The 16321-nt window shown below is 41.2% G+C and carries 16 protein-coding genes; 13 read left to right on the top strand and 3 right to left on the bottom strand.

Features of this window, described 5'->3' with window-relative positions; all coding sequences use genetic code 11:
- Positions 1-113: 113 nt before the first annotated feature.
- The 3 genes from ISP07_RS15800 (at position 114) to rluB (ending at position 2225) form a co-directional block, all read left to right on the top strand.
- The gene (locus tag ISP07_RS15800) at positions 114-635 is read left to right on the top strand and encodes an EF-hand domain-containing protein (RefSeq protein ID WP_138600085.1); all 522 of its coding nucleotides are present in this window, start codon (positions 114-116) and stop codon (positions 633-635) included.
- Between the two features lie 130 nt (positions 636-765).
- Positions 766-1356: an SMC-Scp complex subunit ScpB gene (scpB, locus tag ISP07_RS15805; protein ID WP_054552968.1), complete on the top strand. Its 591-nt coding sequence runs from the start codon at positions 766-768 to the stop codon at positions 1354-1356.
- Entirely contained in the window at positions 1353-2225 is an 873-nt protein-coding gene (gene rluB / locus ISP07_RS15810) for a 23S rRNA pseudouridine(2605) synthase RluB (RefSeq protein ID WP_055198703.1), read from the top strand. The genes scpB and rluB overlap by 4 nt, the downstream gene beginning before the upstream one ends.
- A 96-nt stretch (positions 2226-2321) precedes the next feature.
- Here the strand turns inward: rluB and ald are convergent, their stop codons facing one another.
- Positions 2322-3443: an alanine dehydrogenase gene (gene ald, locus ISP07_RS15815; protein WP_054552970.1), complete on the bottom strand. Its 1122-nt coding sequence runs from the start codon at positions 3441-3443 to the stop codon at positions 2322-2324.
- Between the two features lie 142 nt (positions 3444-3585).
- Here ald and lrp point away from each other — a divergent pair, with 142 nt between their 5' ends.
- The 8 genes from lrp to ISP07_RS15855 all read left to right on the top strand — a co-directional run bounded on the left by lrp (position 3586) and on the right by ISP07_RS15855 (position 13581).
- Entirely contained in the window at positions 3586-4065 is a 480-nt protein-coding gene (gene lrp, locus ISP07_RS15820; RefSeq protein WP_130051721.1) for a leucine-responsive transcriptional regulator Lrp, read from the top strand.
- 141 nt (positions 4066-4206) lie between these two features.
- The gene (locus ISP07_RS15825) at positions 4207-6699 is read left to right on the top strand and encodes a DNA translocase FtsK (RefSeq protein WP_209328178.1); all 2493 of its coding nucleotides are present in this window, start codon (positions 4207-4209) and stop codon (positions 6697-6699) included.
- Positions 6699-7325: an outer membrane lipoprotein chaperone LolA gene (gene lolA / locus ISP07_RS15830; RefSeq protein ID WP_054561276.1), complete on the top strand. Its 627-nt coding sequence runs from the start codon at positions 6699-6701 to the stop codon at positions 7323-7325. The genes ISP07_RS15825 and lolA overlap by 1 nt, the downstream gene beginning before the upstream one ends.
- A gap of 3 nt (positions 7326-7328) precedes the next feature.
- Complete coding sequence (locus tag ISP07_RS15835) at positions 7329-8666, top strand: replication-associated recombination protein A (RefSeq protein ID WP_209328179.1); 1338 nt, start codon at positions 7329-7331, stop codon at positions 8664-8666.
- Positions 8659-9045 (top strand): fluoride efflux transporter CrcB, encoded by a 387-nt coding sequence (crcB, locus tag ISP07_RS15840; protein ID WP_082389253.1) that lies wholly within the window; start codon positions 8659-8661, stop codon positions 9043-9045. Before ISP07_RS15835 ends, crcB begins: the two co-directional genes overlap by 8 nt.
- A gap of 9 nt (positions 9046-9054) precedes the next feature.
- Positions 9055-10359, top strand: a complete 1305-nt coding sequence (gene serS / locus ISP07_RS15845; RefSeq protein WP_054552975.1) for a serine--tRNA ligase — start codon at positions 9055-9057, stop codon at positions 10357-10359.
- 175 nt (positions 10360-10534) lie between these two features.
- Positions 10535-12079: an arylsulfatase gene (locus tag ISP07_RS15850; RefSeq protein WP_209328180.1), complete on the top strand. Its 1545-nt coding sequence runs from the start codon at positions 10535-10537 to the stop codon at positions 12077-12079.
- Between the two features lie 179 nt (positions 12080-12258).
- Positions 12259-13581, top strand: a complete 1323-nt coding sequence (locus ISP07_RS15855) for an ABC1 kinase family protein (protein ID WP_209328181.1) — start codon at positions 12259-12261, stop codon at positions 13579-13581.
- A gap of 150 nt (positions 13582-13731) precedes the next feature.
- On the opposite strand, the gene ISP07_RS15860 is transcribed toward ISP07_RS15855, so the two are convergent.
- Positions 13732-14109, bottom strand: coding sequence for a hypothetical protein (locus ISP07_RS15860; protein WP_209328182.1), 378 nt, complete (start codon positions 14107-14109; stop codon positions 13732-13734).
- A 5-nt stretch (positions 14110-14114) separates the two neighbouring features.
- Entirely contained in the window at positions 14115-14423 is a 309-nt protein-coding gene (locus tag ISP07_RS15865) for a monooxygenase (RefSeq protein WP_209328183.1), read from the bottom strand.
- A 130-nt stretch (positions 14424-14553) separates the two neighbouring features.
- On the opposite strand from ISP07_RS15865, the gene ISP07_RS15870 reads away from it, so the two are divergent.
- On the top strand, positions 14554-15456 hold the full coding sequence (locus tag ISP07_RS15870) for a LysR family transcriptional regulator (RefSeq protein ID WP_209328184.1): 903 nt from the start codon (positions 14554-14556) through the stop codon (positions 15454-15456).
- 408 nt (positions 15457-15864) lie between these two features.
- Positions 15865-16305, top strand: coding sequence for a hypothetical protein (locus ISP07_RS15875; RefSeq protein WP_209328185.1), 441 nt, complete (start codon positions 15865-15867; stop codon positions 16303-16305).
- The last annotated feature ends 16 nt before the right edge of the window (positions 16306-16321 follow it).

Below are 16321 nucleotides of genomic sequence, written 5' to 3' on the forward strand. Positions count from 1 at the left end.
GGCTTAACAGTAACTTAACTAGATTGTAAGTGCTTGATTTTAGTCAATAAGGCATTTTGGCATTCAACTTGAAATAGTCTAACTGAATCTAATCGACTACAAGGAAATGTCTTATGAAAAAGTTAACTTTAGCATCTACAATTTTAGCAGCACTAAGTCTTTCAGCATGTTCTGCAAGTAACTCTTTAGCAAAAATCGACAGCGATTTTGGCAGTCTAGATAATGACAATGACGGCTATATCTCTAAGGTAGAAGCTGACGATGATGCAATTTGGGAGCATTTTTCAAACATTGATACCAATATGGATGAGCAAATCAGCCGTACTGAATTTAATGCCTACATGCAATTAAATACAGGCAAGGTGGCAGCTGATAGTGAGGTATCTGAATCAGCATTTAAAGCTGAAATCGCTAAATTTGACCCAATCGAAAATGACTTTAAATCGTTAGATAACGACAAAAATGGTTATGTTTCAATTGAAGAAGCCGATGACGACGATATCGCAAATCACTTTGGCTATATGGATAGCAACAAAGATAAGCGTATAAGCCGCACTGAGTTTGTTAATTACATTAGCAAATATGGCAGCGACGTTGCCGAAGATGATGCCCTTGAAATGGTTAAAAATAGCTAATTTCAATATTCATTCGTAAATATCCCCCAAAGCCAGTGTTTTACACTGGCTTTTTTACAATAATTTTTCCAACCTTGGCCGACTTCTGTCATAATAGAGCGTTAGTGATTTAAAATGACCTTTAGTAGCGATGGCCACAAAACGTATCAGTGATGAACAGTTAGTCGAAATCATAGAAGCCGCGATTTTTGTTGCTGGAAAACCTGTGTCTAAACGTCATTTAAAAGAGACAGTATTAGCTGATTTAAGCGTATCTATGCCGCGCATTAATAATGCAATTGAACAAATTCAAACGCATTATCAAACCCGAGGCATTAAGCTTGTTGCAGTAGGCAGCGGTTACAGGTTTCAAGCCTGCGCTAGTTTAGCGCCTTGGCTGGCAAACTTATGGCAAGAGCGCGCACCTAAATACTCACGAGCACTACTAGAAACGTTATCCTTGATTGCCTATAGACAACCTATTACCCGTGGTGAAATTGAACAAGTACGGGGGGTTGCTGTTGGCTCAGGAATAATTAAAACCTTATTAGAAAGAGAGTGGGTTAGGGTTGTTGGCCATAAGGAGGTGCCTGGACGCCCAGCGTTGTATGCCACAACATCCGCTTTCTTAGATTATTTTTCATTAGCTGGTTTAGATGAATTACCGCCGTTACCTGAACTTCAGGAGAGTAAAATCAACCAGTTATTGAGCGATCCTTCTGTGAGAGAACTATCTGAATGAGTAATGTAGAAACTGAAAAGTTACAAAAAGTATTAGCCCGTGCTGGCGTGGGTTCACGTCGTGAAATGGAAAAATACATCGATGCCAACCGCGTGAGCGTGAATGGTAAAGTGGCCCGTTTAGGCGACCGCGTAGAAGCAACCGATGTAATTCGCGTTGACGGTCACGTGGTGAAAATCGAAGACAAAGCCGACCGAATTTGTCGTGTGCTTATGTATAACAAACCTGAAGGCGAGTTATGTACGCGTAAAGACCCAGAAGGTCGTCGTACGGTATTTGACCGTTTACCACGTGTTGATGGCGAACGCTGGATTGCAGTGGGCCGACTAGATATCAATACCGCAGGTTTAATGCTGTTTACTAACGATGGTGAGCTTGCTAACCGTTTAATGCACCCAAGCTACGAAGTAGAGCGTGAATACTCAGCTCGTGTTTTTGGTGAAGTGACTAATGAAACGCTACGAACTTTAACAAAAGGTGTTGAGCTTGAAGATGGCCCTGCAAAATTTTTAAACATCAAACCTATGGGTGGTGAAGGTATCAACCGTTGGTTCAATGTAACTTTAACAGAAGGTCGTAACCGCGAAGTACGTCGTTTATGGCAATCACAAGATGTTGAAGTATCGCGTCTTATCCGTATTCGTTACGGTAAGTTAGAGCTTGATAAGCGTTTGCCACAAGGTGGTTGGGCTGAACTTGATTTAGACACGGTTAACTATTTACGTAAAACAGTACAACTAGGCCGCGAAACGCAAACTAAGCTGTCGGTTATTCCTGAAAAGCGTAAAGACAAGCGTGCTAAAATTAACCAAATCCGTAAGGCGGTTAAAAAGCACAATCAACGCGCTAAACAAACTAAGCGTCGTTAAAAACTATTTTCAAGCTTGTTTGCAAGTAGCACTTCTCTTGCAAACAGGCATAAAAAAAGCAGCGATTTCGCTGCTTTTTTTGTTTCACAATGCTAATTAAGCATTTTCAACTGCTGTACGTGGGTCAACATATTCCATGTTGAAAGCTTCAGCTACTTCTTTATAAGTAACTTGGCCTTTGATCACGTTTAAGCCTTTTAAGAAGTTAGCATCGTCAAGAAGCGCTTTCTTATAACCTTTGTTAGCAAGGTTGATGATGAATGGTAATGTTGCGTTGTTAAGTGCGAACGTAGAAGTACGTGGAACAGCACCTGGCATGTTTGCAACACAGTAGTGAACAACGTCATCAACGATGTAAGTAGGATCAGCGTGAGTTGTCGCTTTAGAAGTTGCGATACAACCACCTTGGTCGATTGCAACGTCAACGATTGCAGAACCAGGCTTCATTGCTTTGATGTGCTCAGCTGTTACTAGTTTAGGCGCTGCTGCACCTGGGATTAGTACGCCACCGATCACAAGGTCAGCTTCTAGTACGTGTTTTTCTAGTGCGTCAGCAGTAGAGTAGATAGCTTTAACTTTATTACCGAACTGTGCGTCTAATGCACGTAGTACGTCGATGTTACGGTCAAGAACAACAACATCAGCACCTAGGCCAACAGCCATTTGCGCTGCGCTACGACCAACCATGCCGCCGCCGATAACAACAACTTTAGCTGGCTCAACACCTGGTACACCACCAAGTAACATACCACGGCCGTGGTTTGATTTTTCAAGCGCTTGTGCACCAGCTTGGATAGACATACGACCAGCGACTTCACTCATAGGAGCTAGAAGAGGTAAACCGCCACGTGAATCAGTTACTGTTTCGTAAGCGATACACACTGCGCCACTTTTAACTAGGTCTTCAGTTTGTGGAAGATCCGGTGCTAAGTGAAGGTAAGTAAATAGAATTTGATCTTCGCGTAACATTGCACGCTCAACAGCTTGTGGCTCTTTTACTTTAACGATCATTTCAGCTTTAGCAAAAACGTCTGCTGCTGTTGGTAAAATTTCAGCACCAGCTGCAACATAATCTTCGTTAGTGAAGCCAATGCCCATACCAGCATCAGTTTCAACAAACACTTGGTGGCCATGGTTTACTAGTTCACGAACACTCGCAGGAACCATACCTACACGGTATTCATGGTTTTTGATTTCTTTAGGTACACCAATAATCATAGTTTTTCGCCTTAATAGAACGGGATAAAATTTTTGACTATTATATTCATGACCAGCCAGTGTGTCTCACCTTTTTTAAGTGTTATTCTAGTGATATAATCTAAAAATATATTTTAAACAGTGCAAAACTCTGGTTTGGCTTATGCATCAATTACTCGACAGAATAGACCGTAAAATTTTAATGGAATTACAGCACGATGGTCGGATCTCTAACGTAGAGCTGGCAAGGCGTGTAGGGCTAAGTGCCACCCCTTGTTTGGAACGGGTAAAAAAGCTCGAAAGAGAGGGGTATATACTTGGATATAAAGCAGTAGTGGATCCTGCTAAGCTTGGCCAAGGTTTGTCGGTTTATGTAGAAGTAACCATCACTAAAACCTCACCAGATGTTTTCGAAGAATTTAACGCTGCAGTTAAAAAGCACGACGAAATAATCGAATGCCACTTAGTGTCGGGTAATTTCGACTTTCTATTAAAAACACGGGTAAATGATATGTCGGAATATCGAAATGTACTGGGTGATATTCTACTAAAACTACCAAATGTCAGTGAAAGCCGAACTTATGTGGTAATGGAAGAAGTAAAAGGTGAAGAAGGGGTCATTATTCGCCCATATATTGCCTAAACTGTTAAAATACACATTGAGTAACAAAAACTTGTTCATTATCAGTCCATCAAGGCTAAGATAAAGTGCATCAAACGGCATTTCCTGCTAAGGTATTTCACTGCTAATCGATCAGTAAAGAATAATAAGGAATAGGGAGCTATGCGCCTAAATGGTGTTCAAAGACTGTTAGAAACAGGGCTAATCATCAGCACCTTCGCTGCAATATTTATTTTATGTGCATTAATCACTTTTGATCCTGCGGACCCTTCATGGTCGCAAACCGGTGAATTTGTTAATGTTAAGAATATTACTGGCACAGCGGGAGCTTGGGTTGCAGATATCTTATTACTCACTTTTGGCTGGCTTGCTTATTTTGTGCCTGTTGCTATTCAGTTGTTTGGTTATTTATTGTTTAAACAACCACACCGTATTTTTCAGCTTGATTACACCACACTTGCCTTACGTGTAATTGGCTTTGCGCTGTTTATTACTTCAGCGACAGCCATCAGCAGCATTAATTTTGATGATATTTATAACTTTTCATCTGGTGGGGTAGTGGGGGATGTTATTGCTACAGCAATGATGCCGACCTTTAATTTTACCGGCACCTCCATTTTACTACTGTGTTTTTTCTCTGCTGGTTTAACCCTATTAACCGGTATTTCGTGGGTGCAATTTGTCGATTTTGTCGGCAAGTGGGTAATGAAAGCATTCTACTTTTTACGTGAGCAATTTTCTGCTTGGTTACATCGTGAAAAAGAAGCCGTTAAAGATATCGCCACTACTGAGCCAGACGCTAACTTTGTAGAACCAGAAAACGAGCCAGCAATTAGCTTTAATAGCGCTGATGAAGAAGAGCCAAAGCCTACTAAGCCTAAGCAAAAGCCTGCTGAAAAAGCCGATGATGACTTTAAAGGCTTTGATGAACTAGACGATATTCTTGACCAAGAAATTGGCTTTAGTGCCCTTGATGATGAATCATTCGATACCGTATCGGCACTGAATGCGCTTGATCAGAGCCCAGTTGTTGAGCCAGAAAAACCTGTTACAACGGTTGTTTCGCCTGCGCGCCCTATGCCTAAACCAAAACCTGCGTACCAGCCACCGCCAACGGCAAAAGAAAAGTTTGAAGCACTGCTTGAAGAGCAGCCGCCTGCAAACCCGTTACCATCACTTGATTTATTAGACCGCCCAGATAAAGCGAAAAACCCATTATCTCAAGAAGAGCTTGATGGTATTTCGCGTTTAGTTGAAACCAAATTACTTGATTTTAACATTCAAGCTGCGGTTGTGGGTGTGTACCCAGGCCCGGTTGTAACGCGTTTTGAGCTTGATTTAGCGCCGGGTATTAAAGTAGCTAAAATCACTGGCTTAGCGAAAGATTTAGCGCGTTCACTGTCTGCTGTAAGCGTTCGTGTAGTAGAAGTTATTCCGGGTAAAACCTATGTTGGTTTAGAGCTGCCAAACAAACACCGTGAAATAGTGCGTTTAAGCGAAGTTATTAACGCGCCTAAGTTCGAATCAAACCCATCACCACTGACTATGGTGTTAGGTAAAGACATTGCTGGCGAGCCGGTATGCGCTGACCTTGGCAAAATGCCACATTTACTTGTTGCGGGTACCACAGGTTCAGGTAAGTCAGTGGGCGTTAATGTAATGATATTAAGCTTACTGTACAAATCGGGCCCTGATGATGTTCGTATGATCATGATCGACCCGAAAATGCTTGAACTTTCTGTGTACGAAGGCATCCCACATTTATTATGTGAAGTTGTTACCGACATGAAAGAAGCAGCCAATGCATTGCGTTGGTGTGTAGGCGAAATGGAACGTCGTTATAAGCTAATGTCGGCACTTGGGGTGCGTAACTTAAAAGGTTACAACCAAAAAGTGTTGGATGCCAAAGAAGCGGGTCAACCGATTCTAGATCCACTGTTTAAAGACACTGACGGCATGGCCGATGGCCCTGAAGAGCTAGATAAACTACCAAGTATTGTGGTGGTCATTGACGAATTTGCCGACATGATGATGATCGTGGGTAAAAAAGTGGAAGAGCTGATTGCACGTATCGCGCAAAAAGCCCGTGCTGCGGGTATTCACTTAGTGCTAGCAACACAGCGCCCATCGGTTGACGTAATTACCGGTTTGATTAAAGCGAATATTCCAACCCGTATGGCGTTCCAAGTTTCAAGTAAAATTGACTCGCGTACCATTTTAGATCAGCAAGGCGCTGAAAACTTACTTGGTATGGGTGACATGCTTTACTTACCGCCGGGTACCAGTGTGCCAGTGCGTGTGCATGGTGCGTTTGTTGACGACCACGAAGTACATGCGGTCGTAGATGATTGGAAAAAACGTGGCAAACCAAATTATATTGATGAAATTTTAAGTGGCGATGCCACAGAAGAAATTTTACTACCAGGAGAAACCAGTGAAGACGGTGATGAAGAGTCAGATCCGCTTTACGATGAAGCAGTATCATTTGTAATTGAAACTGGCAAAGTGTCGGTATCGAGTGTACAGCGTAAGCTTCGTGTAGGTTATAACCGCGCAGCACGCTTAGTTGAACAAATGGAAACATCAGGCATTGTTAGCGCACCAGGACACAACGGTGCCCGCGAAGTCTTAGTGCCAAATGGTGGAGCAAATTAATGAAAAAAATTAAGTACCTAGCCCTAATTATGGGTTGTTTATTAAGCGGTCAAAGTTTTGCAGACGACAGCGAAGCGTTGCAACAGCAACTGGCTGCGATTAAAAGTTTTAAAGCAGAGTTTTCACAGCAAGTGACCGATTCGCAAGGCGAAGCTATCATGCAAGGTGAGGGGAATATTGCCCTTCAGCAGCCTATGATGATCCGCTGGCAACAGCAAAGCCCAGACGATACTTTATTTGTATCAAATGGCGACAAAACGTATTACTTCGACAGCTTTGCAGAGCAAGTAACGATTATGAATACTCACAGCCTGATTGATTCAACACCGTTTGTATTGTTGACCTCAAAAGATCCAGAGCAGTGGGCTAAATACCAAGTTGTGGCAACGGATGCAGGCTTTAGTGTCACACCAAACAAAGGCGTTGAGAGCCAAGTTGAAAAGTTAGACATTCGCTTTAACGCTCAAGAGCAAGGCCTAGCATCACTTACTGTATTAGATACCTCTGGTCAGCAGTCTTTATTTACCTTTAAAGATGCCAAGGTAAACGAAGCACTTGCAACTCAAACCTTTGAATTTACCATTCCAGAAGGCGTTGAAGTTGACGACCAAAGCCAAGGTGATTAAGGCTTGAGTAATCTCGGATTTAATTTTGGTCCTGATGTGCGCCCACTTGCGGCGCGCATGCGACCCGAAACACTCAATGACTACATAGGTCAGCAGCACCTTTTAAGCCCCGATAAACCTCTTTACCAAGCCATTCTTGCAGGCAGATGCCACAGCCTCATTTTGTGGGGGCCGCCAGGCGTTGGTAAAACCACCTTAGCGCAGATTATTGCAAACCATGCTGATGCCAGCCTTATTCAAATGTCGGCGGTTACAGCGGGTGTTAAAGACATTCGTGAGGCAGTAAGCGAAGCCAAAGCAAACCTTGCCGGGCGAGGGCAACGCACCTTATTGTTTGTCGACGAAGTGCATCGCTTTAATAAATCTCAGCAAGATGCATTTTTACCACATATTGAAGACGGTACTTTTATTTTTGTTGGCGCAACTACCGAAAATCCATCATTCGCACTTAATAATGCGATACTGTCTCGTGCTCGTGTGTATGTTTTAAAAGCGCTTGAACAAGCCGACTTATTTACCGTGATTGAGCGCGCCTTACGTGAAGACGTAGAGCTCAGCCAAAAACATATAGACATTGCTGAAAACGCTAAGCAAGCGCTTTGCCAAGCAAGTGATGGCGATGCACGTAAAGTACTTAACCTGTTAGAACAAGCTGTTGACTTAACCACGGAGCAGCAGGGTAAATACCTTGTTGATCAACATGTTCTAAGTCAAGTTCTACCAACTCACTTAGCCAAGTATGACAAAGGCGGTGATGAGTTTTACGACTTGATTTCAGCGTTTCATAAGTCAGTGCGAGGTAGTTCACCTGATGGTGCTTTATATTGGTATTGCCGTATTTTAGCTGGCGGCGGTGACCCACTTTATGTGGCTCGGCGTTTATTAGCGATTGCTACAGAAGATATCGGTAATGCCGACCCGCGAGCAATGGAAGTCGCACTCAATGCGTGGGATATTTTTCAACGCGTTGGCCCAAGTGAAGGTGAGCGCGCTATTGCACAAGCCACTATTTATTTAGCCAGTGCCCCGAAAAGTAATGCCGTGTATATGGCGTTTAATCAAGCTATGCAAGATGCTAAAAATGAGCCGAGCCATCCGGTGCCAGAGCATCTACGCAATGCACCAACTAGCTTAATGAAAGACTTAGGTTATGGCGCTGAATATCGGTATGCACACAATGAGGAAGGTGCGTTTGCAGCAGGCGAAAAGTATTTCCCTGAGGTAATTAATGATCGCCAGTATTACTTCCCAACCGACCGCGGGCTTGAACAAAAAATAAAACAAAAGCTGGACTATTTAACTCAGCGCAACGAGCAAAGTGATATTAAACGTTATGAATAGTTTGAAACTTTACATGATGATTGCAATGGGTGGTGCTTCTGGGGCATGTTTACGCTATTTTCTTAGCGAAACCATGCTAAAACTGCTCGGTAGGGGATTCCCTTTTGGCACGTTGACAGTTAATATTCTTGGTTCATTGTTAATGGGCATTTTATACGGCTTGATTGAAAAAGAAATAATCGCTGTTAGCCCCGCTAAAACCTTAATTGGTATTGGCTTTTTAGGTGCATTGACCACCTTTTCAACATTCTCAATGGATTCGTTGTTGCTCTTGCAACAAGGTCACTTTTTTAAAATGGCCCTCAATATCACCTTAAACGTGGTGGTGTGTATATTTATGGCTTGGCTGGGCCTTCAGCTGGTAATGCAAAAAGGTTAAAAATCGAACATGTTAGATTCTAAATATTTACGTCAAGATATCGAACAAGCGGCTGCACGTTTAGCATCACGCGGTTACGAACTTGATACTGCAGCGGTAACTGCACTTGAAGAAAAACGCAAAACATTACAAGTAAAAACGCAAGAACTTCAAAGCGAGCGTAATGCAAGTTCCAAAGCTATCGGCCAAGCAAAAGCGAAAGGCGAGCACGAAAAAGCACAACAGCTGCTTGATTCAGTTAGTAATCTTGGCGATCAACTAGACAGCGTTAAAGCAGAGCAAGACGCAGTACTTGAAGAGCTTAAGCAAATTGCACTTGCTATTCCGAACCTACCTGATGAGTCTGTTCCAGTAGGTGAAGACGAAGATCAAAACGTTGAAATCTCAACCTGGGGTACGCCTAAGTCATACGACTTTGAAGTAAAAGATCACGTTGATGTTGGTCAAGACGTAAACGGCCTAGACTTTGAAATGGGCGTTAAAATCAGTGGCGCGCGTTTCACTGTTATGCGTGGTCAAGTTGCACGTATGCACCGTGCTCTTACGCAGTTCATGCTCGATACGCACACAGAGCAAAACGGCTATACAGAAATGTATGTGCCTTACCTTGTTAATAGCGCAAGCTTATACGGCACAAGCCAATTACCTAAGTTTGCTGGTGACTTATTCCACACCTTAGGTTTAGTGGATGACGACGGTCAGCAACAACCTGGTTTTAGCTTAATTCCTACAGCTGAAGTACCGCTTACGAACAGTGCTCGTGACGAAATTTACGACGAAAGCGACTTACCAATTCGTTTAACCGCACATACACCTTGTTTCCGTAGTGAAGCGGGTAGCTATGGCCGTGATACACGTGGTCTTATTCGTCAGCACCAATTCGACAAAGTTGAATTAGTACAACTAGTAAAACCAGAAGATTCAATGCAAGCGCTAGAAGAGCTAACAGGTCACGCTGAGCAAATCTTACAAGCATTAGAACTTCCATACCGTAAAGTGATTTTATGTACGGGTGATATGGGCTTTGGCGCTGCTAAAACTTACGATTTAGAAGTATGGTTACCTGCACAAAACACTTATCGTGAAATCTCATCATGTTCAAACATGGTTGATTTCCAAGCGCGTCGTATGCAAGCGCGTTTCCGTCGTCAAGGTGAGAAAAAGCCAGAGCTACTTCATACATTAAATGGTTCAGGTTTAGCAGTTGGTCGTACACTGGTAGCAATCTTAGAGAACTATCAACAAGCAGACGGCTCGATTGTTGTACCAGAAGTGTTACGCCCTTACATGGGTGGTTTAGAAGTTATTAAATAACGTTTAAGTTCATAACGTTTTAAAAACCGTATTTTGATCAGAAAATACGGTTTTTTTATGCCTAGCATTAATAATAATTGCGGTACACAGTATTTTTAGTAGACTTAAAAAAGCACTATAAGTTTAAAAACTAAACGACATAGTATTTTACCAAAATACACGAAGGACTGCTGTTATGAAAAAACTACTCGCTGTAGCATCTGCCGCTTTGTGTTTAGCAAGCTCTGTTGCTTTTGCTAAAGACAAACCCAATATTCTAATCATATTCCCCGATGATGTTGGCTGGCAAAATGTAAGTGCTTATGGACTTGGTACCATGGGTTATAAAACGCCAAACATCGATAAACTCGCCCACGAAGGCGCAATGTTTACCGATCATTACGCGCAACCATCGTGTACTGCAGGGCGCGCTGCACTTATTACAGGTCAATATCCAATTCGTAGTGGCATGACTACAGTGGGACGACCTGGCGCTGAGCTTGGTTTAAAAGCTGGTTCTTATACCCTTGCTGAGGTTTTAAAAGAGCAGGGTTATGCAACAGGGCAATTTGGTAAAAACCACTTAGGTGATCGCAACGAGCACTTACCAACCGTGCATGGCTTTGATGAGTTTTTCGGGAATTTATATCACTTAAATACTCAAGAAGAATTCGAGCAACGTGATTATCCAAAAGACCCTGAATTTTTCAAAAAGTATGGTACCCGTGGTGTTTTACACACTTACGCAACTAATGTAGATGATAAAACTGTTGACCCACGTTTTGGTAAAGTAGGTAAACAAAAAATTGAAGATACTGGTCAGCTTTCTCGTGAGCGTATGAAAACCGTTGATAAAGAGTTTATGGACGCAAGCATAGACTTTATTAAACGAGCGAAAAAAGCAGATAAACCTTTCTTTGTTTGGTTTAACCCAAGCCGAATGCATATGTATACGCGTCTAAGCGATAAGAGTCGTTATTTAGCAGAAGAATACACCACTGAGCATGATTTATATGGTAGTGGCTTGATTGAACATGATCAACAAGTGGGCGAGTTAATGGCTGCACTAGATGATATGGGTGTGCTTGATAACACTATTGTTGTTTATTCTACAGATAATGGCCCAGAGCACAGTGCTCGATTACATGGCGGTACAACACCGTTCCGTGGTGAGAAAATGACGACCTATGAAGGCGGTGTACGTGTGCCTATGATTGTTCGCTGGCCAGGTAAAGTACCTGCAAATACGGTATTAAATGGTATTCAATCACATATGGATATTTACACAACGCTAGCTGCAGCAGCGGGTGAACCTAATGTCGCGAAAAAAGCGCTGAAAGAGCATAAGCAACCGATTGACGGCGTAAATAACTTGAATTACTGGCTTGGCAAAACTGACCAAAGCGCCCGTGATCACTTTTTCTACTATTACGAATCAAGTATAAAAGCGATTCGCTACAAGCAATGGAAGTTGCACTTTGAAACGAGCGAGAATTATTATGCTCCTTATGAAAAGCAAAAGTTCCCAATTTTCTATAACATACGTATGGATCCGTTTGAAAGCTTTGATGGTTTAACCGATCGCTCAGACATAGTGCAAGCTAAGCAATGGCTGAATGAGCCTGTGCAACATCTACTTGGTGAGCACATTAAGACACTATCAGAATATCCACCGCTGCAAAAAGCGACGAGTTTCGACTTTAGCCAGCTAATGGAACAATTGATGTCTGGAAAGCAGTAACAATAAATAAAACGATTTATTGGCTTGTTAATTAAATAAATAGCCGCATCGGGAAGCAAATAAGCTAACCATGCGGCTTTTTGCTTTTCGGCTAGAAGACAAGTGCTAGTAAAGCTAAAGTCGATCTAAACTCGAACAACCTACGTATTCAAAGCATTAAGTTAATAGTGTGAAGCAATATGAGTAATAAACAAAAGTCAGTGCCAACATCACGCTTTTCACGCGCTGTTCGGCTTGGCTCTTTAGCTAGTAAAGTCGCGGGTAATATGTTGTTTGAAGGCACAAAAGCATGGGCAACGGGCAAGCAAACATCACGACAAGAGTTATTGTTACAGCCAAAAAATATTCAGCGCTTTGCTGAGCAGCTTGCAAATCTGCGTGGGGCTGCAATGAAATTGGGGCAGCTGTTATCCATGGATAGCGGTGAATTACTCACTCCTGAGCTATCTGCAATTTTAGCAAGGCTGCGTGCAGAAGCGACAGCTATGCCGCAAAAGCAACTAGTTAAAGTGATGCGAGAGCACTGGGGCGATGCGTGGTTAGAGCAATTATCGCATTTTGAACTAAGACCATTTGCTGCGGCATCAATAGGGCAAGTGCATATTGCTTATCGAGAATCGGGCGAAAAGTTAGCAGTTAAAGTGCAATACCCAGGTATTGCAAAAGGCATTGCCAGTGATGTTGATAACTTAGCTTACCTTCTCAAGCTCAGTGGCTTATTACCCAAAGAGGTAGAAATACAGCCTCTTATCGATGAAGCAAAACAACAGCTTATAAACGAAGCTGACTACGAATTAGAAGCGAGTTTTTTAAAACGCTACAGCGAGTGTTTAAAAGGTGATGATAATTACCTTATTCCAAATGTGGTTGATTCGCTTAGTTCTTCTCAAGTTTTAGTCATGAGTTTTGTTGAAGGGCAAGAGCTAGATGAACTGGCAAGCACACAGCAAGCGCTGCGTAATAAAGCGGTTGAACAGCTACTCAGCCTATTTTTACGTGAATTATTTAGCTTTAAACTAGTTCAAACAGATCCAAACTTTGCTAATTATCAATATCAAGTCGACAATCAACGCTTAATACTTTTAGACTTTGGCGCCACCCGAGAACTACCTCAGCATATTAGTGATGGCTACTTAAAGTTATTATCTGCTGCGATTAGTAACGATAGAGTAGATGTGGCTACAGCTGCACAGCAAATTGGCTATTTTCAACAAGGGCTCGCTCAAGAATATATAGATAATGTGGTCGATATATTTCTACTCGCCTGCGAGCCACTGCGCTACCAAGGTGAGTATGATTTTGCGAATAGCGACTTACCAAAACGCATTAAAGAACTCGGCCTAAAAATGAGCACCGCCTCAGAACATTGGCACGCACCACCCGTAGATGCCTTGTTCGTTCACAGAAAACTAGCAGGCCTCTTTTTAATCGCTGCAAAGCTAGGCGCAAAAGTGAATGTGAACAGTATTTTTAATGAGTTTAAAATACAGAGTGATAAATAATTGAACGGGAGTTTAGGGTAACTTATTTCTGCCCCAAAATCAGTCAACATAAATACTCTAAAATCTGTTCTGAGCTAGTACATTCATTTTTACTTTGACCCACTCATAAGCGAGAGCTTACGAAGCTCACGCTTAATTAAATTGAAAAATCTAGTTTTTGTATTTTATTAGTTGCCAATAGCTTAATACTGTTAATACCGTGAAGAAAGCAGGATCGCTCCAACCAAACCCAACGAATATCCCTGTTATTCCTGCGTAGCTTGTAATTATGATTCCAAATAAGTTAGTGATTATCAGGGCTTTAAGTATTTGTTTAACGGCTTCACCATCCTTAATACTTCTAAAGAGTAAACTAACCACACCTAAGCCACCTAAAAATATACTTGTATGTTGTGATAAAAAGTATGCGTACTTATCGTTTATCTCAACGCCATACATAGGCCAAACCTGTGTCGGTAAAAAGAACAAGGCCAAAGCAAAAGCGAAGTAAATACCACCGTGTAATGTTAAAAATACTTTATTATTCATACGACTTATCCTTTAAATAGCGGACCTTGATTAATTTTAGTCAATGGTAAATTTATATCAAAGATTATTCCCCTAACATTTGCAACTCCCATGCTCTTTAGGCGAGCTGTATGCATTTCTAGGTATGCCTTTGCACTGGCTTCATCTGCAAAGAGGTATATACCTCCTCCAAGCTTATCTGATTCATTTTCAGTCCAAATTTTCCATATTAAGCCTTCTTCCTGATTAATTGACTCTGCTAAGCCAACAAGGACCTTCGACATTTCATCACCCATTGCACCTTGATATTCAAAATCAACTTGTAATAGTTTCATCTTGTAGTCTCCAAATATAACGCTTTAAGCGCTGTGTTATTCATTAAACTTATTATTCACTACAAAATTTGCACAATAAAGTTCATAATATTGTCAGTAACTGTAGAGAAAACTGACAGGTAATAATGCATTGAGATTAAAAAGTACTCTGGAGCAATGGATTACACTACAAGAAGTAGATAAATCTGGCAGCATCCAAGCAGCCGCTGCTTCTCTGAATAAAAGCCACACGACTTTAATCTACTCAATAAAAAAGCTAGAGGCTCAATTGGGCATAAAGCTGCTGGAAATAAGTGGACGTAGAGCAATACTTACCAAACACGCTAAGTCCTTACTCAGAAGGGCTGAAAGCATGATAGAACAAGCTAGAGATTTAGAGGAGATGAGCCAACAACTGTCCGTTGGTGTCGAATCAGAAATAACCATAGCTATGGATCATTTATGTGACCCTACTTTACTTTATAAACCAATGAAAGAGTTTTTAAAAGTTAACACAACGACATCTATTCAGATTATAGAAACATCGTTGTCGAAAACCTCTGAAATGGTTATTGATGAGGAGGCTGACATAGCTATTATTACTTTGCCAGTGACTAATTATCCCGCACAAGTTTTCTCTCTTACCACAATGATTCCTGTAGTATCAATCACCCACCCACTTGCCGCTCAAGATTATGTATGTATTCAAGATTTGGCAATTCACAGTCAAATCGTTATCAGAGATTTAGGTAGGTTTTCATCTACTTTCGATGGCAAAAATGTAGGCTGGTTAAAAGCAAATCAAAGAATTACTGTAGATAACTTTGATCATGCATTTAGAGCCACTGAACAAGGGTTAGGATTCTGTCGTCTGCCTGAACATATAATAAGGAAAAGATATACTGAGAAGCTGAAAATAATCAAGGTAGAGCATAACGAAAAATACCAAGTACCTTTACATATTACTTTACCTAAACGGAGTAAAACAGGACTCGCTGCCAGGACTTTTTATGAAATATTATTACGTGAAACCTATGCCTTTGAACATAAATAGCTAAAAATTTAATATGATTCTAAAATCTTATGTCCGTTTTTTCACAGAGCAAACCTTCGGCTCTAATACGAAATTGTCCAGAGGCGGGTTATGTATATAACTCGTCTTTGTCCAGAAATGAGTTAACTCAAATACCCTAAATATTAATTCTCAGGGATAGCTAGACATTGATATTGGCTTAAAATAAGAGTTAATTGATTTCCATACTCTGTAGTACGCGCATATATTCAAGAAAATGTGCGACGAGCGCATTTTCTTTTTCTGAATATCTTTAGTACTAATAGAAAAATTAGAGTTGGCGATGCATTACGTTATTTGTTACTAATAGACTTATTTATACGTGCACGTAACATCGGCAGAAAGATACGGGACGAGCGCACTATAAAATTGTTATATACCAAGGGAAATATGGTTCAACATTCTAACTCTGTTCAAATAATGGCTTATATTTGTGGAGTCATACTTTTGCCTGTTTATGCGCTAGGTCCTCTATCTATGATTTACTTATCAAGCAATAGAATTGCGGATGGTGATTGGCAAACTTTAATTTTTTTATTTTTCTTATGTAGCGCTCTGGTTTATTTTTGTGGCAAATATTTCTTTCTATTGGTTCGTTTCCTTCGGAGTTTAAAGTTTAGTTTTACCTTCGATTCTAAAGGAATTGTTCTATGTAAAAACGGGCAATCATCATTCCATGCTTGGAGTGATTTAAAAAACTCGAAAGAATATGCTAATTGCCAAATGTATTGTTTAGTCGACTCAAATGGAGAGCACTTATTTTCAATTTGGGAGTATGCTGACAACTATCAAGAATTCCGAGATGCGGCTCTGGTACATATTGGTATATAACTGGCGCCTGTTCCTT

This window comes from Pseudoalteromonas sp. PA2MD11 (assembly GCF_017808125.1).
Classification (GTDB): Bacteria; Pseudomonadota; Gammaproteobacteria; order Enterobacterales; family Alteromonadaceae; genus Pseudoalteromonas; species Pseudoalteromonas simplex.